24 protein-coding genes are annotated in these 24,688 nt (G+C 71.4%); 15 read left to right on the top strand and 9 right to left on the bottom strand.

Translation table 11 applies throughout. From position 1 onward, the window contains the following. Nucleotides 1-24 precede the first annotated feature (24 nt). Both RWH44_RS11615 and gnd read left to right on the top strand, forming a co-directional pair. Nucleotides 25-525, top strand: a complete 501-nt coding sequence (locus tag RWH44_RS11615; protein ID WP_316004692.1) for a bifunctional nuclease family protein — start codon at nucleotides 25-27, stop codon at nucleotides 523-525. An 80-nt stretch (nucleotides 526-605) separates the two neighbouring features. Then, the gene (gene gnd / locus RWH44_RS11620; protein WP_298873697.1) at nucleotides 606-1,667 is read left to right on the top strand and encodes a phosphogluconate dehydrogenase (NAD(+)-dependent, decarboxylating); all 1,062 of its coding nucleotides are present in this window, start codon (nucleotides 606-608) and stop codon (nucleotides 1,665-1,667) included. 16 nt (nucleotides 1,668-1,683) lie between these two features. Here the strand turns inward: gnd and RWH44_RS11625 are convergent, their stop codons facing one another. Further along, nucleotides 1,684-2,208, bottom strand: a complete 525-nt coding sequence (locus RWH44_RS11625) for a hypothetical protein (protein ID WP_316004693.1) — start codon at nucleotides 2,206-2,208, stop codon at nucleotides 1,684-1,686. Nucleotides 2,209-2,395: 187 nt separating this feature from the next. Here RWH44_RS11625 and RWH44_RS11630 point away from each other — a divergent pair, with 187 nt between their 5' ends. After that, nucleotides 2,396-2,959, top strand: a complete 564-nt coding sequence (locus tag RWH44_RS11630) for a ribonuclease H family protein (RefSeq protein ID WP_298873693.1) — start codon at nucleotides 2,396-2,398, stop codon at nucleotides 2,957-2,959. Between the two features lie 10 nt (nucleotides 2,960-2,969). Here RWH44_RS11630 and RWH44_RS11635 read toward each other — a convergent pair whose 3' ends face one another. Then, the gene (locus RWH44_RS11635; RefSeq protein WP_316004694.1) at nucleotides 2,970-3,926 is read right to left on the bottom strand and encodes an NAD-dependent epimerase/dehydratase family protein; all 957 of its coding nucleotides are present in this window, start codon (nucleotides 3,924-3,926) and stop codon (nucleotides 2,970-2,972) included. 144 nt (nucleotides 3,927-4,070) lie between these two features. On the opposite strand from RWH44_RS11635, the gene RWH44_RS11640 reads away from it, so the two are divergent. Continuing rightward, nucleotides 4,071-4,679 carry a DUF3885 domain-containing protein gene (locus RWH44_RS11640; protein WP_316004695.1) on the top strand — a complete coding sequence of 203 codons (609 nt, stop codon included), beginning with the start codon at nucleotides 4,071-4,073 and terminating at the stop codon, nucleotides 4,677-4,679. Between the two features lie 113 nt (nucleotides 4,680-4,792). Here RWH44_RS11640 and RWH44_RS11645 read toward each other — a convergent pair whose 3' ends face one another. Then, nucleotides 4,793-5,956, bottom strand: coding sequence for a GNAT family N-acetyltransferase (locus RWH44_RS11645; protein ID WP_316004696.1), 1,164 nt, complete (start codon nucleotides 5,954-5,956; stop codon nucleotides 4,793-4,795). A gap of 45 nt (nucleotides 5,957-6,001) precedes the next feature. Beyond that, entirely contained in the window at nucleotides 6,002-7,405 is a 1,404-nt protein-coding gene (locus RWH44_RS11650; protein ID WP_316004697.1) for a glycoside hydrolase family 113 protein, read from the bottom strand. A 202-nt stretch (nucleotides 7,406-7,607) separates the two neighbouring features. Between RWH44_RS11650 and RWH44_RS11655 the strand changes: the two genes are divergently transcribed. Then, nucleotides 7,608-7,976: a hypothetical protein gene (locus RWH44_RS11655; RefSeq protein WP_298873686.1), complete on the top strand. Its 369-nt coding sequence runs from the start codon at nucleotides 7,608-7,610 to the stop codon at nucleotides 7,974-7,976. A 180-nt stretch (nucleotides 7,977-8,156) separates the two neighbouring features. On the opposite strand, the gene RWH44_RS11660 is transcribed toward RWH44_RS11655, so the two are convergent. Then, on the bottom strand, nucleotides 8,157-9,191 hold the full coding sequence (locus RWH44_RS11660; protein ID WP_316004698.1) for an LLM class flavin-dependent oxidoreductase: 1,035 nt from the start codon (nucleotides 9,189-9,191) through the stop codon (nucleotides 8,157-8,159). A 90-nt stretch (nucleotides 9,192-9,281) separates the two neighbouring features. On the opposite strand from RWH44_RS11660, the gene RWH44_RS11665 reads away from it, so the two are divergent. From RWH44_RS11665 to RWH44_RS11675, 3 genes are all read left to right on the top strand, one after another. Then, complete coding sequence (locus tag RWH44_RS11665; RefSeq protein WP_316004699.1) at nucleotides 9,282-10,034, top strand: hypothetical protein; 753 nt, start codon at nucleotides 9,282-9,284, stop codon at nucleotides 10,032-10,034. A 200-nt stretch (nucleotides 10,035-10,234) separates the two neighbouring features. Further along, on the top strand, nucleotides 10,235-12,826 hold the full coding sequence (locus RWH44_RS11670; protein ID WP_316004700.1) for a DEAD/DEAH box helicase: 2,592 nt from the start codon (nucleotides 10,235-10,237) through the stop codon (nucleotides 12,824-12,826). 116 nt (nucleotides 12,827-12,942) lie between these two features. Beyond that, on the top strand, nucleotides 12,943-13,485 hold the full coding sequence (locus tag RWH44_RS11675; protein ID WP_316004701.1) for a hypothetical protein: 543 nt from the start codon (nucleotides 12,943-12,945) through the stop codon (nucleotides 13,483-13,485). Between the two features lie 103 nt (nucleotides 13,486-13,588). On the opposite strand, the gene RWH44_RS11680 is transcribed toward RWH44_RS11675, so the two are convergent. Next, entirely contained in the window at nucleotides 13,589-14,149 is a 561-nt protein-coding gene (locus tag RWH44_RS11680; protein WP_116536354.1) for a Dps family protein, read from the bottom strand. 166 nt (nucleotides 14,150-14,315) lie between these two features. Between RWH44_RS11680 and RWH44_RS11685 the strand changes: the two genes are divergently transcribed. Next, nucleotides 14,316-16,124, top strand: a complete 1,809-nt coding sequence (locus RWH44_RS11685) for a glycoside hydrolase family 15 protein (protein ID WP_316004702.1) — start codon at nucleotides 14,316-14,318, stop codon at nucleotides 16,122-16,124. A gap of 53 nt (nucleotides 16,125-16,177) precedes the next feature. Further along, nucleotides 16,178-17,071 carry an SDR family oxidoreductase gene (locus RWH44_RS11690; RefSeq protein WP_316004703.1) on the top strand — a complete coding sequence of 298 codons (894 nt, stop codon included), beginning with the start codon at nucleotides 16,178-16,180 and terminating at the stop codon, nucleotides 17,069-17,071. Between the two features lie 225 nt (nucleotides 17,072-17,296). Here the strand turns inward: RWH44_RS11690 and RWH44_RS11695 are convergent, their stop codons facing one another. Beyond that, nucleotides 17,297-17,761, bottom strand: a complete 465-nt coding sequence (locus RWH44_RS11695; protein ID WP_316004704.1) for a GNAT family N-acetyltransferase — start codon at nucleotides 17,759-17,761, stop codon at nucleotides 17,297-17,299. A gap of 86 nt (nucleotides 17,762-17,847) precedes the next feature. On the opposite strand from RWH44_RS11695, the gene RWH44_RS11700 reads away from it, so the two are divergent. Continuing rightward, complete coding sequence (locus RWH44_RS11700) at nucleotides 17,848-18,777, top strand: helix-turn-helix domain-containing protein (RefSeq protein WP_316004705.1); 930 nt, start codon at nucleotides 17,848-17,850, stop codon at nucleotides 18,775-18,777. Nucleotide 18,778: 1 nt separating this feature from the next. Here the strand turns inward: RWH44_RS11700 and RWH44_RS11705 are convergent, their stop codons facing one another. Next, nucleotides 18,779-19,039 carry a hypothetical protein gene (locus RWH44_RS11705; protein ID WP_298873665.1) on the bottom strand — a complete coding sequence of 87 codons (261 nt, stop codon included), beginning with the start codon at nucleotides 19,037-19,039 and terminating at the stop codon, nucleotides 18,779-18,781. A 142-nt stretch (nucleotides 19,040-19,181) separates the two neighbouring features. On the opposite strand from RWH44_RS11705, the gene RWH44_RS11710 reads away from it, so the two are divergent. Next, a complete protein-coding gene (locus tag RWH44_RS11710) occupies nucleotides 19,182-19,340 on the top strand; it encodes a hypothetical protein (RefSeq protein ID WP_298873663.1) in 159 nt (52 codons plus the stop codon). 102 nt (nucleotides 19,341-19,442) lie between these two features. Here RWH44_RS11710 and RWH44_RS11715 read toward each other — a convergent pair whose 3' ends face one another. Beyond that, entirely contained in the window at nucleotides 19,443-20,489 is a 1,047-nt protein-coding gene (locus tag RWH44_RS11715; protein WP_316004706.1) for an epimerase, read from the bottom strand. Between the two features lie 116 nt (nucleotides 20,490-20,605). On the opposite strand from RWH44_RS11715, the gene RWH44_RS11720 reads away from it, so the two are divergent. The 3 genes from RWH44_RS11720 to RWH44_RS11730 all read left to right on the top strand — a co-directional run bounded on the left by RWH44_RS11720 (nucleotide 20,606) and on the right by RWH44_RS11730 (nucleotide 24,617). Next, the gene (locus RWH44_RS11720; protein ID WP_316004707.1) at nucleotides 20,606-21,205 is read left to right on the top strand and encodes a hypothetical protein; all 600 of its coding nucleotides are present in this window, start codon (nucleotides 20,606-20,608) and stop codon (nucleotides 21,203-21,205) included. Nucleotides 21,206-21,444: 239 nt separating this feature from the next. Further along, on the top strand, nucleotides 21,445-22,881 hold the full coding sequence (locus RWH44_RS11725; RefSeq protein ID WP_316004708.1) for a PepSY-associated TM helix domain-containing protein: 1,437 nt from the start codon (nucleotides 21,445-21,447) through the stop codon (nucleotides 22,879-22,881). Between the two features lie 407 nt (nucleotides 22,882-23,288). Next, nucleotides 23,289-24,617 carry a serine hydrolase gene (locus tag RWH44_RS11730; RefSeq protein ID WP_316004709.1) on the top strand — a complete coding sequence of 443 codons (1,329 nt, stop codon included), beginning with the start codon at nucleotides 23,289-23,291 and terminating at the stop codon, nucleotides 24,615-24,617. The last annotated feature ends 71 nt before the right edge of the window (nucleotides 24,618-24,688 follow it).

The following is a 24,688-nucleotide window of genomic DNA, read 5'->3' on the forward strand; positions in this document are numbered from 1 at the left end:
AGGGGACGACGTACGATGGGCGTCATGATCCGGGTGCGAGTGGTCGGCGTGGCCCTCGACCCGGCGCAGCAGCACGTCATCCTGCTCTCGCCCATCGACGCCGAGGCCGACGGGGAGCGCGTGCTCCCGGTGTGGATCGGGCCGCAGGAGGCGATGTCGATCCTCGTCGCGATCGAGGGCACCGCCTCGCCCCGCCCGCTCGCGCACGACCTGATGACCGCGATGCTGGGGGAGTTGTCGGCGACCGTCGACCGCGTCGAGATCACCCATCTCGCCGAGGGGACGTTCTACGCCCGACTCGTGCTGGACACCCCGCGCGGACAGCGCACGTTCGATGCTCGGCCCTCCGACGCGATCGCGCTGGGAGCCCGCGTCGACGCGCCGATCTGGGTCGCCGACACCGTGTTCGCCGAGGCGGGCGTGCCCGACGACGCGGTCGCGCTCGACCCGTCGCCCGAGGAGGAACGGGTGGAGGAGTTCCGGCGGTTCCTCGACGACGTCGACCCCGAGGACTTCCAGGGCTGACGGTCCGCCGACCCCGCGACGCTCCTAGACTCGCGGAGGGGTCGCGCGCCGCGGCCCGATCCACGACGAACGGGGTACGGATGCAACTCGCCATGGTCGGACTCGGACGGATGGGCGCCAACATCGTGCGCCGGCTCATGAGGGACGGTCACGATTGCGTCGTCTTCGACGTGAATCAGGATGCCGTCGCCTCCCTCGTCGAGGAGGGGGCGACCGGTGCGACGAGCATCGCCGACCTGGCGTCGAAGCTGCAGAAGCCGCGCGCCGTCTGGCTCATGATCCCCGCGGGGCTCACCGGATCGGTGGTCGACCAGGTCGCCGAGGTGCTCGAGCCGGGCGACATCATCATCGACGGCGGCAACTCCAACTACCGCGACGACGTGCGTCGCGCGAAGAAGCTCGACGACAGCGGCATCCATTACGTCGACGTGGGGACCAGCGGCGGCGTGTTCGGTCTCGAGCGCGGCTACTGCCTCATGGTCGGCGGCCACGACGAGGCCGTGGCGCACCTCGAACCGGTGCTGCGCACCATCGCCCCCGGGCCGGGCGAGGTCGAGCGCACGCCCGGACGCACCGGCGACTACACGACCGAGGAGCGCGGGTACCTGCACTGCGGTCCGTCCGGGGCGGGACACTTCGTGAAGATGGTGCACAACGGCATCGAATACGGCATCATGGCCGCGCTCGCCGAGGGTCTCAACGTGCTCAACAACGCCGATGCGGGTCTGCACCAGGGCGAGCACTCCGCCGAGGTCGCCCCCCTCGAGGAGCCGGAGTTCTACCAGTTCGACATCGACACGGCGCGGGTGACGGAGCTGTGGCGTCGCGGATCGGTCATCTCGTCGTGGCTGCTCGACCTGACCGCGGCGGCTCTCGCGCAGAACCCCACGCTCGACGGTCTCGCCGGTCGCGTGTCGGACTCGGGCGAGGGGCGCTGGACGGTGAAGGCCGCCGTCGACACGGGCGTGCCCGTTCCGGTCCTCGCCGCGTCGCTGTTCGAACGCTTCGCCTCGCGGGGCGAGGACCACTTCGCCAACCAGGTGCTCTCGGCGATGCGTCTGCAGTTCGGCGGTCACCAGGAGCTGCCCGCCGGAGACGTGCTCGAGGCCGGTCAGAAGAAGGCCGAGAGCGGTCGCGACTGACGACCCGCGCGCGAACTCAGCGCGTCAGCAGGATCTGACAGATGAAGAGGCCCCCGCCGTCGTTCCACACCTCGACGGCGGGGGCCTCGCACGTGCCGTCCTCGGCGGTGAGCAGTCGGACCCCGGCGTCGTCGTAGAGCGCGTAGGGGCCCACGGTGCCGCGGACCGCGGCGGAGACGCCCTGCGGGAGCTCGCTCACGGAGGCCAGGGCGTCACGCAGCGGAGCGCTCGCTTCTTCGGTGTAGTGGGTCTCGGCGTCGTAATCCCGGCAGTTCGCCGTGCCGCCCGCCCCGATGGGGAAGCCTGTGCCCAGGCAGTAGCCGCCCGCGGGCATCTCGGGGAGGGTGTCGTGGGCGCTGCGGTACTTCTCGAAGATCTCCTGCCACTGCACGAGCTTCTGGGTGGCCTGCTGGTTCGGCGTCGAGCTCGTCGAGATCAGGAACCAGGAGAGGAATGCGAGCGCTCCGATGATGATGAGGCCGCCGATCACGAGCGACACGATGGCGGCGGGGTGAAGGCGGGTGCGAGACGTGGTCGACATGGCGGGCTTTCTCGAGAGGGGGGCGCGGGCGACGCGATGACGGATCGCGCCAGAATCGCATCCGCCGCGCCCGTCCTCGTCGGCGAGCGCCGTGGCTCCCGCGGGCGAGCGCCGAAGATTCACCCGGGCGCTCGCCCCGTGGGGTCCGGCGTCGAGTCGCGTCCGGTGGGCGAGGGAGACTAGGGGGATGAGCAGTACGGCATCCACGCCCCCCGATCGTTACGTCGTCGCCACCGACGGCGCCTGCAAGGGCAACCCCGGTCCCGCGGGCTGGGCCTGGGTCGGAGAAGACGGCCACTGGGCCGCGGGTTCGATCCCGTCGGGCACGAACAACATCGGCGAACTGCTCGGTCTGCTGCACGCGATCACCGATCACGCCGACGTGCGCGAGCTCGTCGTGCAGGCCGACTCGAAGTACGCGATCGACACGTATTCGTCGTGGATGGACGGCCACCGCCGCCGGGGGTGGGTCACGAGCGCCAAGAAGCCGGTGGCCAACCGCGGGATCCTCGAGGCGCTCATCGCCGCCCGTGACGCGCGCCGTGCCGCGGGGCTCCCCGACGTCGTGCTCGAGCACGTGCGCGGGCACTCCGGGCACGTGCTCAACTCCTGGGCCGACGAGCGGGCGGTGCGCGCCTCGCAGCACGCGGCCAAGGGCGAGGAGCTCATCTGGACCTCGCTGCGCGGTCTCGACCGCCTCGAGGTGCAGAAGGCGCCGCCCCGCTCCGCGGCGGACCGCAACGGCCGCTGACCCCGCGCCCTCAGCCGGCCAGCACCTCGGCCTCCTCCGCCGCGGTGAGCCCCGCCCGTCGCGGCCGGTCGATCCCGCGCGCGCGTTCGTCGTCGAGGACACGTCGCATCGTCTCGGCCAGCGGGCGGCGCCGGCCACCGGACGACAGGAAGGCGGCGTCGCTGCGACGGGAGAAGCCCCGCGCTTCGGCGGGCAGCCACAGCGGGAGCGACCGCGGGCCCATCCAGTGCTGCACGCCGCGGGCGAGGAGGGCCTCGTCGTCGAGGGTGACGGTCTCGGCAACCGCTGCGGACGCATCGCGGGCGGCGGCGAAGATCGCCGCGAGCGGGAACTCCTCGCCGACGGCGTTCACCGGGCCGTGCGCCCCGGCGGCGCCCGCGCGCACGATCCACTGCGCGAGGTCGTCGACGTCGATGCCTTGCGCGTGCCGATCCGCTGTCTCGGGCACGAGCACGCGGCCTCCTCTCGCGAAGCGCGCCGGCCAGTAGCCGAAGCGGTCGGTCGGGTCCCCCGGTCCCACGATGAGCCCGGCGCGCACCAGAAGAGCCCGCTCCGCCAGGCGCGCCGTGGTCAGCCGCTCGGCGTGCACCTTGGCATCCGCGTACCGCGCGAGATCGGTCGGCTCGACGAGGTCCGCGGACTCGTCGGCGAACGGGGCGTCGGAGTGGGCGTACACCGACACGCTCGACACCACGGTCCAGTGCGCCGCGCGCTCGGCGAGGGCGTCGAGGGCGGATGCCACGAAGCCCGGGTCCCACGACAGCTCGACGACGTCGTCCCAGTCGCCGTCGAGGCTCGCGTAGGCGTCGGGGTCGTTCCGGTCGGCGCGCACCAGCCGTGACCCCGCCGCGACGACCCCCGACTCGCCGCGGGCGAGGCAGGTGACGTCGGCGCCTGCGGCCAGCGCGGCCGTCGCGATCGCCCGGCCGAGCCAAGCGGTTCCACCGAGGATGAGGATGCGTCGCATTGGGCCAGCCAAGCAGCCGGACGCCCGGGAAGGCGAGGGGGTTCGCGGTCGGCGGATCTCGACGGGGCATCAGAGCGGGGACCCCACCCGTTATGGTCGGGCGGAGGGAGGGCATTCGTGAACGGACCACATCCTCGGCGGCCGATGGACGATCGCCACGGAGGGGATTTCGACGGCCCGCCGTCCGACCCTCGCGCGACGGAACGCTCGCGCCTCTGGGATGCCGCGTGGGCACCGAGCGATCCGTCTGGGCCCGACCTCCGGCGCGACCACCCTGATCGATGGGTGCGGTTCTGGAGCCTTCCCGACGGTCGGCGTCTGCCCGAGGGCGACGCGGACATGGCGGTGATCCTGCACCGCTATCGGACCGTCCTCGAGGTGCTGAACCCCGAGCGCGCCGCGCTCACCGTCGTCGGGGCGGACTGGGGCCCTCTCGACGGCGTCGGTGGATGGACGCGGCGGCACCTGCCGGGCCGCCGCCCCTGGCGGATCTCGAGCCTCGCCGACGATGGCGGCACGCCGGGCACGACGTTCTTCTGGGCGTCCGAGGGCGTCGCCACGGACGACCTCGACGACCTCCTCCGCCTCGCCGCCGTCGACGCGGCTCACGTCATCGTGGTTCCGCCTGACATGTCGTGGGTGTTCGCGCCGTACGACGGGGGTGTCGACGTGCTCGTCATCGACAGCGATTCCCGGGGGGCCGTGCGCGAGTCCCTCGCGCCGTGGCTCTCGACCCACCCCGACGGGCTCTAGGGGCATCACGCATCGACCGCCTGGGCGACGGGAAAGCGCTGCGTTCGTCGACGAGGCACAGCGCACGGCCCCGCGAGGACGCCGATCGGTCGGGCGCACGGGGTCGCGGGTCGTCACCGACCCAGCGGCGTCCCCTGGTGGAACAGCATCCGGAGATCCGGCGCGCACCGCCACACCGACAAGCGGCGGCTCTCGCGGCCGTCGAGTCGGAGCAGGTAATCGAGAAGCACCGTGTCCGGCGCGATCATGCGCGACGAACGTTCTCGGATGACGCCCGCCGCGCTGCCCGGGTCTCGGGCGACGGCGTCGATGATCTCGGCGCGTTCCCATCGCCGCCCCGACTGACCGATCTCCACGAAGTCGTCGGCGAGGAGACGTCCGAGCTCGGCCGCGTCCCTCCGGACGGCGGGGTCGAGCAGACGCTGCTCGGCGTCCCAGGCCGCGGCGGTGAGGGCCGCGGCATCCATCGCCCGACCGCGTATCTCGTAGCGGCGCTCGATGCCCGCCGTCGCGCTGCCCCACGTGCTCGTCGACACACGGCGCTGGTGGGCGTCGAACGCGGCCTCGTCGGCGAAGCGCTCCTCGACCCGCCAGACGAGCGGGTCGTCCGTGGGGTCGACCTCGAACACGAGGCAGCCCGGTTCGGCACGGGTGAGGGCGACGTGCGCCGGGAGGTGCGCGCGCACGCGCTCGCGTTCCGCGGCGTCGGCGCAGCGGAGCTCGCCCGACAACGTGACCGCGGGGCCGCGGGGTACAGGCGTGGTCGTGCCCGACTCCCAGTCGCGCCGCAGCACGCTGTAGGCGACGGATGCCATCGGCTCGCCGTCCTCGACCGGCCACCCGTCGCGGTAGTACGCCTCGAGAACCCACCCGCTGCGCTCGAACGTGCGGCGCATCGCCGTGTTGTCCTCGCGCGTCTGGCCCTCGAATCGGATGACGGCGGGATGGGCGGCGAAGACGCGGTCGGTCGCGAGCGCCAGCGCTGCCGCGCCCAGCCTCTGACCGCGCCAGGAGTCACCGATCCGCAGGTCGAGCATGGCCGTGGCATCGGCGAGGTCGTCGAGTCGGACGACCCCGATGCGTCCCCGATCGTCGTCATCGATCCAGAGCGTCTCGGTCTCCTCGCCGCTCCACGATCCGGCGTCGATCGATCCGTGCACCTCCGCGACGCGGGGATGCGGGTGCACGTGGAACGGGAAGTGATTCTCCGAGAGGAAGGCGACGAGCGCGTCACGATCGGCCCCGGCGGCATCGAGACGGGTCAGATGCAGCGGCATCCGTCCACGCTACGGGCTCCGGATGCCGGGAAGGGGACGCCGGGCTCAGGTCGCCGGAGCCGCGAGCGAGGGCGTCTTCGCGATGGCATCCCTCAGCACCTTCTCGCCGGCGAAGAGGGTGTCGTGATAGACGTCGCCGAAGGCGAAGGGGGCACGCATGTGCCAGATGGAGGCCCCGGTGCACCACGACGATCGCAGCGGCGCAGCGAGGACCGAGCGGTACAGAAGAGCCTGGACGTCGTGGTTCGGCGCGCCCGTGGGCGGGGTGCTGCCCTCCTGCTGGGCGAGACCGTCGACACGCGGTTGCACGCCGACCTCGGTGATGAGGAAGGGGATGCGCAGCTGCGCGCACACGTCTTCGAGCTTGCCGAGGTGGTCGTCGGTTCGGCCGCCGGCTCCCCGCCAGCCGTCGACGAGCTCGTCGACGGTGATGTTCGGCGCGGACGGGGTGTAGACCTTGTCGGTCAGGCGGATCCAGGAGTTGATGCCGAACACGTCGAGCAGCTGCGCCATGTGCGGGGTGCCCTGGGGCAGCCAGTAGGTGTGGAGCAGATAGAGCTCGAGCGTGGTGAAGGCGGCGGTGAGCTTCACTCCGGGCTCGGCCGCCCGCACCGTCTTCGCGAGGTCGACCCACTTCGCGTACTGCGCCGCGTCGGTCTGTCCCGGTTGCTCGCACGCGAGGGAGAGGTACTCGACGCCGTTGTCGGCGCACAGACCCGCGAAGTGCACCATCTGCTCGGTCCACCGCGTGAAGAAGCCCTCGACGGATGCCGGGGCGTAGTTCGCACGGTAGAACCCGTCGCCGTCCTCCTCGGTGGCGATGTGCGGCTTGAGCAGGGTGATGCGCACCCCGCGGTCCTCCGCGAGGGCGAAGACTTTGCGGATGCGGTCGTCGGACACCCGGTTGAACGTCGTCGAGGTGGCATCCGGGATGTAGCAGAGCACGACGAGGGTCGCGTGGGCGCCGAGACGCGCGATGCGGTCGAGTTCGCGCGCCGTCACCGACAGGGGTGTCTTGTCGTCGAGGCTCAGCGAGATGCTGAGGTCGCGCTTGATGTCGCCGACCGTACCGGCGAATCGGCGTCGCCGACGATCGTCGCCGTGGCGCACCTCGATCGTGAACGCGTAGGGTCCCGGCGTCGTCAACCGCCCCGCGAGAGCGGAGCCCGCGAGGGAGAGACCGGCGGGGAGGGCCCCGTCGAGCAGGGTCAGCGTCGCGTCATCGTTCTTCGACAGCGGGCGGCGGACGGTGTCCCACACGTGCAGGTCGAGATCGGCGGGCGTGTTCGCGCTCGGCGACGGGGATGCACCGGAGGCGCTGTTCGAGGGCGAGGCAGGGGGTTGCTGCGGGGCGCCGCTGGTGATCATGCTCGCCGCGGCGGCGCTGCCCGCCCCCAGGGCCACGACCCCCAGACCGCCCAGGAGCAGACCGCGTCTCGAGACCTCCATGGCGACCCCCTCCCGATGCGATGCCGTGTGATGCGCGGTGTCGACGTCGACCGGTGGAGGGCCTTCGCCCCCGCCGTCCCAGGCTAGGGGCGCGGTGTGCTGGTGCGTGGGGAATCTCCGACGACTCTGGGGGTTCTCGCGGGCTCGGCGTCGGCAACGACGCGCCGGTTACGCTGGAGCAACCGTCACCCGAGGAGTCACCGTGTCCACCGACGAGCGCGCCCGGCGCATCCGCACCCTCCGTACCGCTTCCCTCGGGATCGCCGGCATCGGCTCCTCGATCGCCATGGCCGTGCTCGGATCGTGGTGGACGCCGCTCATCCTGCTCGCGGCCACCGCGGGGGCGGTGCTCGTGATCTGGCGGTCCGACAGCGCGCTCGCCGCCCCTCGCGCGGTCATTCCGGTGCTCGTCGTGGTGAGCGCCCTCACGGTGGCGGGCCTACTGGGCGTCGTCGGTGTGCTGCCCGCGGGCTGGGTGTGGGCCGCCCTCGGCGCCTACGCGGTGGCCTGGGGCGAGTACCTGCTGTCGCAGACGATCGCGCGCTCGCGGGGCGTCACGGCCTGGCGCTGAGCGGCGCCGGCCGCTCCAGGCACAGCAGATCGGGGCGATCGTCCCACGAGGCGACCCCCGCCGCAGCGAGGGAAGACGGCGGTGCGCACGACGGTCATCCCGCCAGGCTACGTCTCCGCGCGAGACGACGAACGGACCCGGATGCCGAGGGGGCGGCATCCGGGTCCGTTGCGTGCTTGGTCAGACCGTCGCGAGCGTCGACTGCCACCCGAGGGCGGGAGCGACGTGCTTCGCGAAATTCTCGACGAGGCGCAGGTTGAAGTCGACGCCCATCTGCGAGGGAATCGTCAGCAGGAGGGTGTCGGCGCTCATCACGGCCGCGTCGTTCTGCAACTGCTCCACCAGCACCTCGGGCGGGGCGGCGTAGGTCTTGCCGAAGGTCGAGCGCATGCCGTCGATCACGCCGATCTGGTCGCTGCCCGCCGAGCCGCCGAAGTACATCTCGTCTTCGGCGGTGACGATCGGGAAGATGCTGCGGCTGACGGAGGTGCGCGGCTCCCCGGCGTGCCCGGCCTCGCGCCACGCGGCGCGGAAGGCGTCGAGCTGCTGCGCCTGCAGGATGTCGAAGGGGGTGCCGTCGGCCTCGGTGAGCAGCGTCGACGACATGAGGTTGACGCCGATGCGGCCCGCCCACTCCGCGGTCGCGGTGGTGCCGGCGCCCCACCAGATGCGCGTGCGCAGGCCGGGGGAGTGCGGCTCGATGCGCTGCAGGCCGGTGCCGCCGCCGAAGGGGCTCATCGGGTCGCGCTCGGCGAGGCCCTCGCCGTCGATGGCGCGGAGGAAGAGGTCGAAGTGCTCGCGGGCGATGTCGGCTCCGCGCGGGTCTTGCGACCCGGTGTACCCGAAGGCCTCGTAGCCGCGCTGGACCGTCTCGGGTGACCCGCGGCTCACGCCGAGCGCGAGGCGGTTGCCGCTGATCAGGTCGACGGATGCCGCCTCCTCGGCGAGCATGAGCGGATTCTCGTACCGCATGTCGATCACGCCGGTGCCGACCTCGATGCGCGAGGTGCGCGCGGCGATCGCGGCGAGAAGCGGCATGGGGGCGGCCTGCTGGCGGGCGAAGTGGTGCACCCGGAACGAGATGCCGTTCACGCCGAGATCGTCCATGCCCTGGGCGAGATCGATCGCCTGCAGCATGGAGTCGCCCGCGGAGAGGTGGTGCCCGCCGCCGAGGGGGCCGTAGTGGCCGAAGGAGAGTGTGCCGAAGGAGCGCATGCAGGGTGCAACGCACGGCATCCTGATCTATTCCCGCGCATATATCGCTCAGCGACCCCGGACGCCGCCGGGTGTGGAAGCATTTCGAGAGTGGACGATGGCGTGCGGGAGGAGCTGCGGCGACTGCGCGCGCGGGCGTACGGTCCCGGCGCCGACATCTCCGACGATCCCGCTGCGTACGCCCGGCTGCTCGCCCTCGAGGACCTCGAGCGCGTCGAGCGGTCCGAGCCCGCGGCCGTGACGACCCCGTCTCCGTCCGCCCCGTCCGTCGAGAACCTGCCGACGATCGAGGGCGAGCGGGAGGCCCCGCCCGAAGAGGACGCGCCGCGCGAGCGCCCGCCCCTCCTGCGATCGAAGCGCACCGTCTGGGCGTGGGCCCTGTCTCTCGCGCTCGTCGCAGCGCTCGCGAGTGCGGCGACCTCGGTGGGCGTCGGCTTGGTGCCGGTCGCCGCATCGGCGGGAGCGCCGCAGGTCGCCACCCTCGTCGAGGATCCGGGCGCCCAGACCCCCTCCGTCTTCGGGCAGCGCACGGGCGACGAGCGGGCATTCGCCGACTTCTACGGTGTCAGCGCCTTCGTCGGCACCGCCCAGATCGATGCGAGCGAGAACCGCAGTTCGTGCATCTACCTGCTCGACACCGACGAGGTCGGACAGGACGGCACCACCGGCTTCCGCGGGAACTTCGTCTACGGCGGATGCGGTGCCGGGATCTTCCCCGCCACCGTGCAGTTCATCGTCGCCGACGGCATGCCGGACGCCTTCATCGAACGCTTCCCGGTCGGCACGAGCGTGCAGTTCGTGTACGACGGCGAGAACGTGGGCGTGTTCAGCGACGCGGGCTGAGGATGACCGGGCGGTGGGGCCGGTGGCTTCGACGGGCTCAGCCACCTCGTGGTGTGTCAGGGGGGCGGTAGCCCGGGGCGGTGGGGCCGGTGGCTTCGACGGGCTCAGCCACCTCGTGGTGGGTCGATGGGCCTCGGTCGCCCGGGTCGGCGGTCCGTGAGCCTGCCGGAAGCCCGCCCAGCGGATGAGAGGGTGGGGGAGTGACCCCCCTCCTCGAACACGTGCCCGCCGGAGCCGAGCCGGATGCCGTGTACCTCGGTTTCGTCGAGTGGGCGGCCTCGCGCGGGCTGACGCTCTACCCCGCGCAGGACGAGGCGATCATCGAGATCGTGTCGGGGGCGAACGTGATCCTGTCGACACCGACCGGCACGGGCAAATCCCTCGTGGCGGTCGCCGCGCACGCGGCATCCCTCTCCCGGGGCGGCCGCACGTACTACACGGCGCCGATCAAGGCCCTCGTGAGCGAGAAGTTCTTCGCGCTCGTCGAGATCTTCGGCGCGGAGAACGTCGGCATGGTCACGGGCGACTCGTCGGTGAACGCCGACGCGCCGATCGTCTGCTGCACCGCCGAGATCCTGGCCAACCTCGCGCTGCGCCAGGGTGCCGACGCCGACGTCGATCAGGTCGTCATGGACGAGTTCCACTACTACGGCGAGGCCGATCGCGGCTGGGCCTGGCAGGTGCCGCTGCTGCTGCTCACGCGCGCGCAGTTCATCCTCATGTCGGCGACCCTGGGCGACGTCGAAAACATCGCCGACGACCTCTCGCGACGCACCGGCCGCCCCACGGCGCGCGTCACGGGCGTCGAGCGCCCCGTGCCGCTGCACTTCGAGTACGCCCGCACGCCCGTGCACGAGACGGTGCAGGAACTGCTAGACACCAAGCAGGCCCCGATCTACGTGGTGCACTTCTCACAGGCCGCCGCGATGGAACGGGCGCAGGCGCTATCGTCGATCCGCATCATCGGGCGTGAGCAGCGCGACGAGATCGCCGAGGCGATCGGCGGGTTCCGCTTCACCACCGGCTTCGGCAAGACGCTCTCGCGCTACGTCCGCGCCGGCATCGGCGTGCACCACGCCGGCATGCTGCCCCGCTACCGGCGCCTGGTCGAGACGCTCGCGCAGCGGGGGCTCCTGCGCGTCATCTGCGGCACCGACACCCTCGGCGTCGGCATCAACGTGCCGATCCGCACCGTGCTCATGACCGCGCTGACGAAGTACGACGGCACGCGCATGCGCCAGCTCTCCGCGCGCGAGTTCCACCAGATCGCGGGCCGCGCCGGCCGCGCGGGTTACGACACCGCGGGAACGGTCGTCGTCATGGCACCCGACCACGAGATCGAGAACGCAGCTCAGATCCTCAAGGCCGGCGACGACCTGAAGAAGCAGAAGAAGATCGTGCGCAAGAAGGCGCCGCAGGGCTTCGTCAACTGGACCGAGCAGAGCTACGACCGCCTCGTCGCGGCGGAGCCCGAGCCGCTGCAGCCGCAGATGAAGCTCAGCGCCGCGATGCTCATCAACGTCATCGCGCGCGGCGGCGACGTGTTCGCGAACGTCCGCGCGCTGGTGTTCGACAACCACGAGCCCCGCGCCCGCCAGTACGAGCTCGCCCGTCGCGCGATCGCGATCTTCCGCACCCTGGTGCAGGCGGGCGTCGTCGAGGTCGTCCCCCCGCGTGAGTCGCCGGAATCCGTCGCTTCGAGCGGCCCTGAAGCGACGAATATTGGCGATTCGCGCATTCGGCTCACCGTCGACCTTCAGCCGAACTTCGCACTCAACCAGCCCCTGTCGCCCTTCGCGCTCGCCGCGATCGAGATGCTCGACCCCGAGGTCGAGCTGGGGAGGGGGCCGGATGCCACGGCCGCCGCCGGCGGCGTGGGCACGGGGCACTACGCGCTCGACGTGGTGAGCGTCATCGAGGCGACCCTCGACGACCCGCGTCCGATCCTGTCGCAGCAGCAGTTCCGTGCGCGCGGAGAGGCCGTGGCGGCGATGAAGCGCGAGGGCATCGAGTACGACGAGCGCATGGAACTGCTCGAGGAGATCACCTGGCCCAAGCCCCTCGACGACCTGCTAGCCCAGGCGTACGAGGTGTTCGCGTCGAGTCAGCCGTGGATCCGCGACTTCGAGCTGTCGCCGAAATCGGTCGTGCGCGACATGTTCGAGCGGGCGTGCTCGTTCGGCGAGTACGTCTCGCTCTACCAGCTCGCCCGCAGCGAAGGGCTCGTGCTGCGCTACCTGAGCGACGCCTACCGCGCGATCAGGCAGACCGTGCCGGTCGACGCGCAGACCCCCGACCTGCTCGACCTCATCGCGTGGCTCGGTGAACTGGTGCGGCAGGTCGATTCGAGCCTCGTCGACGAGTGGGAGCAGCTCATCAACCCCGCCGACGATCCCGACGCGCCGGTGGTGCCGCCGGCTCCGCCGTCGATCCTCACCAACCGCCGCGCCTTCGTCGTGCTCGTACGCAACGAGATGTTCCGCCGTGTGCAGCTGGCGGCCCTGCAGCGCGACGACGAGCTCGTCGAGCTGGATCCGGATGCCGGGTGGCCCGACGTCCTCGACCGGTACTTCGACGAGCACGATGCGATCGGCACCGGCGGAGCGTCCCGGTCGTCCGCCCTCGTGGACATCGACGAGTCCGAAGCCGCCGAGGGCCTCTGGCGCGTCGAGCAGACCATCGACGATCCCGCGGGCGACCACGATTGGCGCATCCGCGCCGAGGTCGATCTCTCCGCCTCCGAGGAGGAGGGGACGGCGGTCGTGCGGGTCACCGAGGTGCTGCGGCTCTGACCCCGTCTCCCCGGCCCGTCGATGGGTGAAGTTCTCCACCGATCACATGTGCGCATGTGATTCCTGCTGAGCGGTGTCGTAAATTGGACGCACGCCGCGAACGGGAAGGATCGGCCGTGACTCTCGACACTGCACAGGTGTTCATCGCCCTCGCCGCGTTCTTCCTCACGTTCTCCGCGGCGATCCTCGGCGGTATGAAGTGGATGCTCGATCGAGGTGAGCGTCGCACCGACCGCAACTTCGCGCAGGTCGACCGGCGGTTCGAACAGGTCGACCGGAGATTCGAGCAGGTCGATCAACGGTTCGAACAGGTCGACCGGAGATTCGAGCAGGTCGATCAACGGTTCGAACAGATCGACCACCGGTTCGAACAGATCGACCACCGGTTCGAACAGATCGACCACCGGTTCGACCGCCTCGAGGCCCGCATGGAGCGCGCGGATGCCCGCATGGACCGCGCCGACGCCCGTTTCGACGAGCGCATGGCTCGGATCGACGCCCGCGAACGTCAGATCGACGACCGGCTGCTGAAGATCGACGCGAACATCCTCGCCATCACCACGAAGATCGCCGGCATGAGCGACAGCATCATCGAGATGAAGGCGTCGCTCGCTCGGCTGGAAGGTCCGCAGCCGCCCCTCCTGATCGCGCGCGGCTGACGCTCCCCGTTCGCGACGGGCAGGGGCCGCGGCGGCCTGAGCCTCGCACGAACGACGGATGCCGAGGCCCTGAGGCCCCGGCATCCGGTATCTGCGGTCGCTCTTACGACTTGCGGGCGACGCGGTTCTCGGCGCTGACCATCCACGACAGCTGCTCGAGACGCTCGAGCACGCCGTGCAGGATGTCGGCGCTCGTGGGGTCCTCGTCGTCGACGTCGTCGTGCACGTCGCGGACGGTGCCGACGACGGCGTCCAGGCGCTCGGTGATGAGGTCGATGACCTCGGCCGTGTCGACCTCGCCCTGAGGGAACTCGGGGAGAGTGGTGGTCTCGGCGACGGTGTCGCTGCGGCCGTCGGGCAGGGCGTGCAGCGAGCGCATGCGCTCGGCGATCTCGTCACCGAACTCGCGCGCAGCGTCGATGATCTCGTCGAGCTGCAGGTGGGTGTCGCGGAAGTTCTTGCCGACGACGTTCCAGTGGGCCTGCTTGCCCTGGATCGACAGCTCGATGAGGTCGACCAGAACGGCCTGCAGGGCGTCGGTCAGCTGCTCCGACGCCTGGAAGCCCTTCTCGGCGTTCTGCTCGTCGGTGGTCTCCGGACCGCTGCCTCCGCGCGCGGGGCGGCGGCGGTTCTTGGTGGGGGCGTCCTTCGTGGTGGTGGACATGCGCGTTCCTTTCGTCACGGTCGATAGCGACGTTAGGCCGCACGCCCGGGCGCGCGGCGGGGGTTGCAAGGGCGTCGGAGGAGAGGTACCGGAGTCCGCCGTAGCCGCTCGCGGGTCGAACGACAACCCCGGGGGAGCCTCGCGGCCCGATTCCTAGCGTGAAGAGGTGGCTCCCACTCCTCCCGCACCGTCTCGGCCCCTCCGCGACTACGCCGCGATCGGCGACGGTCGAACGGTCGCGCTCATCGGCCTGGACGGATCGGTGGACTGGCTCCCGCTGCCCAACATCCACTCGCGTCCGGTGTTCGCCCGTCTCGTCGACGAGTCCGCGGGGGGATGCATCGAACTGGCGCCCGTGGAGGAGTACGAGGTCACGCGGCGGTACATCCCGCGTACCAATGTCCTCGAGACCACGTTCACCACGGCATCCGGGGTCGCGACCGTCACCGACGCGATGGTCACGGGTATCGCCGGACGCCTGCCGTGGGCAGAGCTCGCCCGCCGCGTCGACGGCGTGAAGGGCGAGGTGGAGTTCGCGTGGTGCGTGCAGCCGGGCACCATGCTGCGCTCGGCGGCCCCCTGGACCGAACGCATCGACGGCTTCTCGATCATGCGCGTCGACCACGTCTCGCTCGCGGTGACCGGCCACGAGCACGGACTCCACGGCGATCCGGATGCCGGCAACGAGAGCATCGACGGAGGGTTCACGACCACGAAGGGCTCGCGGCATCTCCTCGTGATCGCCGCGACCGAGGGCGAGCCCCTGCGCATCCCCGACGCGAAGAACGTGGACCGGGGCATCGACCGCACGATCGGCGGCTGGACGATGTGGTCGGACGAGTTCTCGTACGAGGGGCCGTGGGCCGACGACGTGCAGCGCAGCGCTCTCGCCCTCAAGCTCCTGCTGTTCAGCCCGACCGGGGCGATCGCGGCCGCGGCGACGACGTCGTTGCCCGAGAACCCGCGCGGCGGCAAGAACTGGGACTACCGCTTCGCCTGGGTCCGCGACCTCGCCTACACCGCCCACGCCTGGGTCGGCTTCGGTCTGCGCGAGGAGACGCACGCCGCCATCTCGTGGCTGTTGCGGACCATCCGCAAGAACGGTCCCGAGGTCCAGGTGATGTACACGCTCGACGGCGAGGCCGAGATCGGGCTCGAGAAGCATCAGGTGCCGGGATGGAACGGCAATCAGCCGGTCGTCACCGGCAACCCGGCGCAGGGGCAGCTGCAACTCGGGGTCTACGGCGACCTGATCGCGCTGTGCCGCACGTACGTCGAGGCCGGCAATCGCCTCGACACCCAGACCGGGCGCCTGCTGGCAGACGTCGCCGACCGCACGTGCGACCTCTGGCGCCGCGAGGACTCCGGCATGTGGGAGCTCCCGGAGCTGCGTCATTACACCTCGTCGAAGATGGGGTGCTGGAAGGCGCTCGACGACGCCCAGTGGCTCGCCGACGGCGGTCACATCCCCGACAACGGCGACCGCTGGCGCGCCGAGCGCGACCGCATCCACCGCTGGGTCGAGGAGCGTTGCTGGTCGGAGAAGCTGCAGGCCTACACGCTCGCGTCCGGCAGCGAAGATCTCGACGCCTCCGTGCTGCTGCACGCGCCCACCGGTTTCGACCGGGGCGAGCGGATGTCGAAGACCCTGGATGCCATCACCGCACGTCTCACCACCGAGAACCACCTCGTCTACCGCTACACGGGCATGGACCAGGAGGAGCAGACGTTCGTCGCCTGCGCCTTCTGGCGGGCCACGGCCCTGGCCTGCGTCGGTCGGCACGACGAAGCCCTCGAGGCGATGGACGCGCTCGTCGCGCAGGGCAACGACGTCGGGATCTACTCCGAGATGATCGCCGAGTCCGACGGGGCGTTCTGGGGCAACCTGCCGCAGGCGCTCAGTCACCTCGCCCTCATCAACGCCGCTCTCGTCATCCGCGACCTCGTCGACGAGGCCGCGCTGAAGAACCGCTGACTCTCCGCCGAGGCGGCCTCCGCCCCGGCATCCCCCCTATGAAAGGACTCGCCATGAGCACGCAGTACACCTTCACCGACCCGGCCAAGCTCTACGCCGACATCGACCCGCAGTCGCAGGACCAGAAGGAGCCCGGCCTCGACGCCGAGCTGACGCCGAAGGCCGCCCTCGGCGAAGACACCTACGTCGGCACCGATCGGCTGAAGGGCCGGAAGGCCCTTATCACCGGTGCCGATTCGGGCATCGGTGCGGCCACGGCGATCGCGTTCGCCCGCGAGGGGGCGTCGGTCGCGATGTCGTACCTGCCGGAGGAGAAGGTGGATGCCGATCGCATCGCCGGCATCCTGCGCGAGGCCGGCGCGACCGTCGTGCAGATCCCCGGCGACCTGCGCGAGCGCGAGTACGCCCGCACGCTCGTGAAGGAAGCGGTCGAGGGCCTCGGCGGCCTCGACATCGTCGTGAACAACGGCGGCAAGCAGATCTTCAACGAAGACGTCACCACGCTGACCGACGAGCAGTTCGACGACACCTTCAAGACCAACGTCTACGCGATGTTCTGGATCTGCAAGGAGGCCGTGCCCCACCTGAAGCCCGGTTCGACGATCATCAACACCACCTCGATCCAGGCGTACTCGCCGGCGCCGATCCTCGTCGACTACGCCTCGACGAAGGCGACGATCAACACCTTCACCAAGGCGCTCGGTCAGCAGCTGGCGCCCAAGGGTATCCGCGTCAACGCCGTGGCTCCGGGACCGATCTGGACGCCGCTGCAGGTCACCGACGGCCAGCCCGACGAGAAGGTCGACGAGTTCGGCGAGGAGACGCCGCTCGGACGCATGGGCCAGCCCGCCGAGCTCGCTCCGGCGTACGTGTACCTCGCCTCGGCGGAGTCGAGCTACGTCATCGGCGAGACGCTGAACGTCAACGGCGGGATGCCGACGCCGTAAGCGGCGAGCGCAGGCGGGGGCCGTCGTCCGGGAACGGGCGGCGGCCCTTCGGCGTGCGGGCGGGGCCCGGTCCCTTCGACAGGCTCAGGGACCTGGCGTGCGCGCCGGGGCTGTTTCGGGCCTGGCATGTGCGGGAGGTGGCTGAGCCTGTCGAAGCCACCGGGGCCGCGTCGGGGCGTGGCGTTCGTGGGAGGTGGCTGAGCCTGTCGAAGCCACCGGGCCCCCTCAGGCCTCGAGGCGCTTGCGGTAGAAGATCTCGCCGTCGGCGGTGGTCTCGGTGCGCTGATAGCCCTCGCGCTCGTACAGGCGCTGGTTCGCCTCGCTCAAGCCTCCGGTGAAGAGTTCGGCCTCGGTGGCTCCGGCATCCCGTCCGCGGTCCTCCACCGCCGCGAGCAGCAGCGTCCCCAGCCCTTCCCCCTGCTGGTCGGGCGCGATCGCGAGGCGGCCGATCAGCAGCAGGTCGCCGTCGCGGCGGGCGCGCACCGCGCCGACGATGCGACCGCCGGTCACCGCGACGCAGCCGAGGTTCTCCACGAGTTCCGCGGCGAGCTCCTCGAGGGTCTGCGTGAGGGGCGGCATGTCGGGATCGCCGTAGATGAGGGCTTCGCTCGCGAACGCGGCGCGTTGGATCGTCAGCACCTCGCCGGCGTCGTCGGGGTGGATGGGGCGGATGACGGGTTCATCGGTCATGGGGTTCTCTCCCGGCGGTTTCGAAGCGGAGGTTAACTATCATGGGGCGTGCTGCGACGTCTTTCAGGGGTCTAGCGCTCCTCGCCATGAACGACTTCTTCGATTCGCGCGTCCGCACCGACGACGCCGCCGACACGCACGCCTGGCTCCAGGCGCAGTACGGCCATGTCGACGTCCTGGCCGATCGCGTGTCGATTGCGGAGCACGCGGTCGGCGATGCGGCTTTCGCGCTGCGGCGCCTCGCCTGGGACTGCCGGGCGGAGATCGTCTACGAGGCCGACCGTTTCTTCTTCGCCACCTCGGGCCCCGGGTACGCCTGGCGTATCGGCGCGCGCCACGGCGACTACAGCGTCGAGCCGGGCATCGTCGAGCCCGGGCACGAACTGATCGGGAGTGCGGACCGGACCGAGGTGCAGCTGTTGACCTTCGACGCGGACTGGCTCCGTGAGGCGGCTCGCACGATGTACGGCGACGACGCCCTGGAGGTCCGCTTCGGCGATTCCGGTCCCGTCTCGCGGCGGCTGCGGGACTACTGGCTGGCGACTCTGCGCTGGTCGCTCACGCAGACACCCCTGCTCGCCGAGCCGCTCGTGCGCGCCCACGTGCGTCGTGCGCTCGTCGCGGCGACGCTCGAGGCGTTCCCCCTTCTCGGTGATCCGCGCGAACGGCGGGCGTCGGCGATCGAGCAGGCGTCGCTGTACGCGGCGGCGAGCTCGTGGATCGACGACCACGCCTCGTTGCCCGTCACGGTCGACGACGCCGCCCGTGCGGTCGGGACCTCGACGCAGGGCCTGCGCCGCGCGTTCCTCGCCAACGGGCACCTGGCATCCACTCCCGAGGACTATCTGGCGCACGCACGTCTGAGCGCCGCGCACGCGGACCTGCTGGCCGCGGACCCGACGATCACGAGCGTCGCCGACATCGCGGCCCGCTGGGGATTCCTCGACCTCGCGGCTTTCGCCCGGGCCTACCGCGACGCGTACGGCGCGTCGCCGCGGCGGACGCTGGATCGCTGACTCAGCGATCGCGGTCGGTGTACTCGCCCGGGTCGTCGAGGTCTTCACGCGACTCGTGGCCGCTCGACTGCTCGACGTCGGTGTAGGCGCCGGCCTCGTCGGCGCGCGGGCGGCTCTCGCTGCCGTCGGCGTTCTGGCGGTCGATGTACTCGCCGGGCTGGTCGGCGCTGCCGCGGTCCATCTCGCCGTCGGGCAGTTGGACGTCGGTGTACTCGCCCTCGCCGGGTCCCGTGCCGTGTCCGTTGACGTCGCGATCGGCCATTGCCGCCTCCTCGGGGTCGTGGTGTGCTCGACGCTAGCCGTCGGATGCCGCGGCCGCGACCGTCTTGACACGCTCCTGCGGCGCGGCCCGACGTGTGTCAAGGCCGCGGCGCGAGTCCACCCGGAGGTGCAGGGTGGAACACATGCCAGCTCTCGCCATCATCCTCGTCATCGTGGGCCTCGTGCTCCTGTTCCTCGGCGTCTTCGTCGAGGCCGTGAAGTTCTTGCTGTGGATCGGGATCATCATCCTGATCATCGGCATCATCGCCGCGCTCATGCGCTTCATCCGTCGACAGGTCTAGTCACCGGTCGCACGTCGACGCCGCTCCACGCGAACCGCCCCCGGGCTGACGCGTCGGGGCGGCGTCGACGTTCTGCCGCGTTTGCGAGCCGCCGCACGCGACTCAGGCCGAGAACAGGTCGCGCGCCCGCGGCCGACGCGACGCGGCGACATCGTCGAGAGCGCTGCCCAGCTCGGAGAACGCGAACGTGAAGCCCGCCTCGGTGAGCGCCCGGGGGACGGCCCAGCGGCTCTTGAGAACCAGCTCGGGTTCGTTGCGCAGCAGCGCCATCGCCGGATCGAGCATCCAGCGCCACGCCGGCAGGCCGAACGGCATCCGGGCCACCCGCCGCAGTTCGCGCATGAGGGTGCGGTTGTCGCTGACGCCCGGAGCGACGAGGTTGACGGGCCCCGAGAGCGCCTCGTCGTCGCGGAGGAAGCGGACGGATGCCACCACGTCGTCGATGTGGATCCAGCTGAAGCGCTGATACCCGCGCGAGCGATGCCACGACGACCACACGGGACCGGTGGGGCGGGCGCCGATCCCACGGTAGCGACGGTGCGGGAACCACCAGCTGTCGATCTGCGGCCCGCCGAGTCCGAGCTTCGCGAGAGCGAAGAGCATCCGGGTGGCGGGACCGTCACCGAGGACGATGGCCATGCGCAGGGCCACGCGCCGGGTCGCGGGCAGGTCGCCCGAGAAGAACGCGCGCTCCCAGCTCGTGGCCACGTCGACCGAGAACCCCTCGCCGATCACGCCGTCGGTCTCGTCGTTGCCACGTTCGGTCTCGTGCCGGTAGATCGTGGCGGTGGAGGCGTTCATCCACACGCGCGGCGGTCTCCTGGCCGCTCCGACGGCGGCGTGCAGAGCACGCGTGGTGTCGACGCGGGAGCGGAGGATCTCGTCGCGATCCGCGTCGGTGTACCGGCACGACACGATCTTCCCGGCGAGGTTGATGAGCACGTCGGCGCCGTCGACCAGGCGCGCGATCGCCGCCGGGTCGCCCCACACGGCCGACCCGGCGCGCCCGACGGTGAAGACGTCGTAGCCATCGTCTTCGAACGCGCGCGCCAGCGCCCGCCCGACGAAGCCGCTCGCGCCGGCGATGACGGCGCGGGGGCGTGAATCGCGCGCGGGAACGCCGCCGCGGGATGCCGGGTGATCGGTCACGGGGACTCCTGTTCGTCGATCGATGCTATCGACCGGCCCGGCGCGAGGTGCTCCCGGTCGCTCGATGGCGGGGCACCGGGCGGGAGGCCGTCGCCACCGCTGACACAATGGACGCCATGCGACGACAGAGCCGGGCCCCGCGCGTCGCGCGCGGCGCCGCCGCGGCATCCGTCGCCACCTTTGTCGCCCTGCTCTCGCACGTTTCCAGTGGCGGGGACGTGCCCGGACTCTTCGGCCTCGTCGTGCCCCTCGCGCTGTCGTTCGTCGTGTGCACCGCGCTCGCCGGACGCCGACTCTCGCTCCCGCGTCTGGGAGTCGCGGTGGCCGTGAGTCAGATGCTCTTCCACACGCTGTTCGTGCTGGGCAGCTTCCGTCCCGGTGCTCTCGGCCACGACCACGGGTCGTTGCTGCTGCTATCGGGCGACTCCTCGGCTCCCGTCGTCACGGCGGATGCCGCGATGTGGGCCGGCCACCTCGTCGCCGCCCTCGCGACCACGGCGCTGCTGCACCGCGGCGAACGCACCGTGGGCGCCCTGCGCGCTCTCGCCGGTCGCTGCGTCGCATGGGTCCGCGCACGCGCGCGCATCGCCGCGGTCTCCGTCGCCCCGGCTCCGGCGCGTCGCGTGCACGCGGCGATCGTGGTCGTCGTGGCGTCCGTTCCGGCTGCCGTCGTCGCCTCGACTCCACGTCGCGGGCCGCCGCTCACGGCATCCTGAGCCTCGCCCCGCCCCTCGTCGGGTGGGTGCGCGACCGCGCGCGCGATGCGTTGCCGGTCCGTCCTGCGTCCTTCGCGGACGCGCCATCCTTCCTCACCGCGCCCCTCTGCGCGTCGGCCCGCGGGCCGCACGTCGGAGGCCGCGGCCCCGGCGCCAGCAAGCGCGCCGGATGTCGGGCGTTCCCGCCCGGAAAGCGACACCCCCATGCCTACGTTCCTTCTCCGTTCGGCGGTCGCCTCGTGACCGCCACCGATTCCCTGCCCGCGGCTCCCGCCGCAGCCGCCCGACCGCCCGCTCGGGGTGGCTGGTTCACCCCGCTGCTGCGTCGTCTGCACTTCTTCGCGGGGCTCCTCGTCGGGCCGTTCATCCTCGTCGCGGCGGTGAGCGGCGCCCTCTACGCCGTCTCACCGACGATCGAGAGGGTGATGTACGCGCACGAGCTGACCGCGACCTCGGATGACGCCGGGGTCACCCTCGCCGCGCAGATCCAGGCCGCGCAGGCCTACCTCGGCGACGGATCCACGCCGGTGGCGGTGCGTCCGGCCCCCGAGGCCGGGGCGATGACGCGCGTCATGTTCGCCGACGAGTCGCTGCCCGAGAGCACGACGCGGGCGATCTTCGTCGACCCCGCCACGACCGAGATCCGCGGCGACCTCCCCGTCTACGGCACGAGCGGGGCGCTGCCGCTGCGGCACTGGATCAGCGACCTGCACCGTTCGTTGCACCTGGGCGATGCGGGCCGCTGGTACAGCGAGCTCGCGGCATCCTGGCTCGGAATCGTCGCGCTGGCGGGGCTGGGACTGTGGGTCGGACGCTTCGTGCGCTCGCGCCGGGGACGCCGCGACCTGCTGCGCCCCAACCGCCGTCACACCGGGTATCGACGGCTGTCGGGATGGCACTCGGCCGTCGGGATCTGGGTCGTCCTCGGCGCGGTGTTCCTCTCGGCGACCGGGATCACGTGGTCGACGTTCGCCGGTGCGCACGTGTCCGACCTGCGCGCGGCCGTCGGCGAGGGCACCCCCGCGCTGACGACCTCGCTCGAGGGCGGGGGATCGGGCGGCGAGCACGCCGGTCACGGTCACGCCGCGTCGTCGCCGACGGGGGAGGCGGATCCCGCGACCTTCGACGCCGTGCTCGAGGTCGCCCAGGGCCTGAACGTGAACAGCGGTGACGTCGAGATCAAGCCGCCGGCCGCGGCGGGGAAGGCGTGGGTGGTGCAGGAGATCCACCGCAGCTTCCCGACCGAGGTGGATGCCGTCGCGATCGACGGATCGAGCATGCAGGTGACCGATCGCGTCGATTTCGCCGATTACCCGCTGCTGGCGAAACTCTCGCGGTGGGGGATCGACCTGCACTCGGGCACGATGTTCGGCCTCGCGAACCAACTGGTGCTGTTCGCCCTCGCCGTCGGCATCGCCGCGCTCGTCGTGCTCGGGTACGCGATGTGGTGGAAGCGCCGCCCGACCCGCGGGCTCGCGACGGCTCCCGCCCGCGGGGTTCTCGGGGGCGCACCGTGGTGGGGGATCGCCGCGGTCATCGCCGTCGCCGTCGCCGTCGGACTGTTCCTGCCGCTCGTGGGATACACGCTCGCCGCGTTCGTCGTGCTCGACGTGCTCGTGGGGTGGCGCGCGCGTCGCGCTGCCGCGTCGGAGAGAGGCGGCGCGGCCGCGCGCTGAGGCCCCGGGACGGCATCCCGTGGACACGTCCGCCTGACGGACGTCTGCGGGATGCCGTCCCCTCGGGGCCCGGCGGGGCGGGTGGGGTGGGCGGCGCATGCCGTAGGGCGGAGGTGGGGTTGGTCGTCGGGCGGAGGCGGCGTGTGCCGTCGGGCGTGCGGCGTGCGCCGTCGGGCGGAGCGGCGCGTGCCGTCGGGCGGAGTGCGGGGATGACACGCCGGTGGGGGATGCCGGCGGGCGGCGTGTCGGGGACGATCTCCGCAGCACGGCGGCGATCGGGCGGGGCTGCTCGGTCGCGCAACGACCACGACGGCTCGCCCTGGCCGGTTCGCGCATCTCCCTCGCGCGAGGGATGTGCGGCCGGCCGTGCGCTCCTAGCGTGGGAGGACCCCACCGGAAGGACCCCCGTGACTCTCGCCCGTCGCCTCACCGCCCTCGTCTCGCTCGTCGCCGTCGCCGCGCTCGCCGCGTGCACGAGCGCGAAGCCCTCTCCCGCCGACGACAGCCCGGCATCCGTCGAGATCCCCACCACTCCCGTCGGGGAGCGGATGACGTGGATCCTCGACGTGTTCGAAGCCGAGGCCGACACCACCCCCGGCGAGTGGGCGCGCGTGCTCGATGAGAACTTCCAGAAGCAGGTGCCGGCGGAGCAGGTCGCCGAGATGACGAACCGACAGATCCGTCCGGCTGCGCCGTTCACGGTGACCGCCTACAACGGAACGGAGACCGAGGCGCGCGCGACGCTCGCGGGTGCCCTCGGCGACCCGTTCGACCTCACGCTCGCGATCGATTCCGCGGGGCGGATCACCACGATGCTGCTGGGCCCCGTCGCGCCGACGTGGGAACCGTCGACCTCGCTCGACGAGGTCGAGGAGCGACTGCGCGAGCTGCCCGGGGAGGTGAGCGCGCTCGTTCAGCGCGGCGACGACACCGTGATCGCGATCGACGCGGATCGCTCCGCGCCCCTCGCATCGGTCTTCAAGCTGTACGTGCTGCTCGCGACGGCGGAGGCCGTGGCATCCGGAGACGCGTCGTGGGACGAGACCCTGGTGCTCGACGACACCGACCGCAGCCTCCCCTCGGGTGAGCTGCAGGATGCCCCCGCGGGCACCGAGGTGACGGTGCGGGATGCCGCCTCGGCCATGATCCGCATCAGCGACAACACCGCGACCGACCTGCTCATCCGACGCCTCGGACGCGAGCGCGTCGAAGCGGCGGTCGCACGCAGCGGTCACGCCGACCCCGCGGCACTGACGCCCTTCCCCTCAACGAAGGAGATCTTCACGCTCGGGTGGGGCGACCCGGCGGTGCGTTCCGAGTGGGAGGCCGCCGACGAGGCGGGCCGGCGCGCCCTGCTCGATCGCATCGCCGCGGCGCCTCTCGCCGTCGAGGGCGAGGCGGTGACCACGTCGCAATGGCAGAACGGATCCGACTGGTTCGCGTCGGCCGCCGACGTCGCCGCCGTGCATCGCGCGCTGCAGCAGACCCAGGATGCCGAGGTGCTCGGCATCCTGAGCGAGAACCCGGGCCAGGGACTCGACGTCGGCACGTGGCCGTACGTGGCGTTCAAGGGAGGGTCGAGTCGCGGCGTCCTCACTGGCAGCTGGTTCGTGCGCGATGACGCGGGGGAGGCGACGGTGGTGCTGCTGATGGCCGACACCGACGTCGCCGCGGTGTCGGCGGCGATGTCGAGCTTCTTCCACCTCGCCGAAGACGCCCTGCGCCTGTCGCACTGACGGCGGCGTCGCGGCTGCTCAGCCTCCTGTGCGGGAGGTCCCTGAGCTTGTCGAAGGGACCGGGCGCGGGA

The organism is Microbacterium phycohabitans (assembly GCF_032464935.1).
Classification (GTDB): Bacteria; Actinomycetota; Actinomycetes; order Actinomycetales; family Microbacteriaceae; genus Microbacterium; species Microbacterium phycohabitans.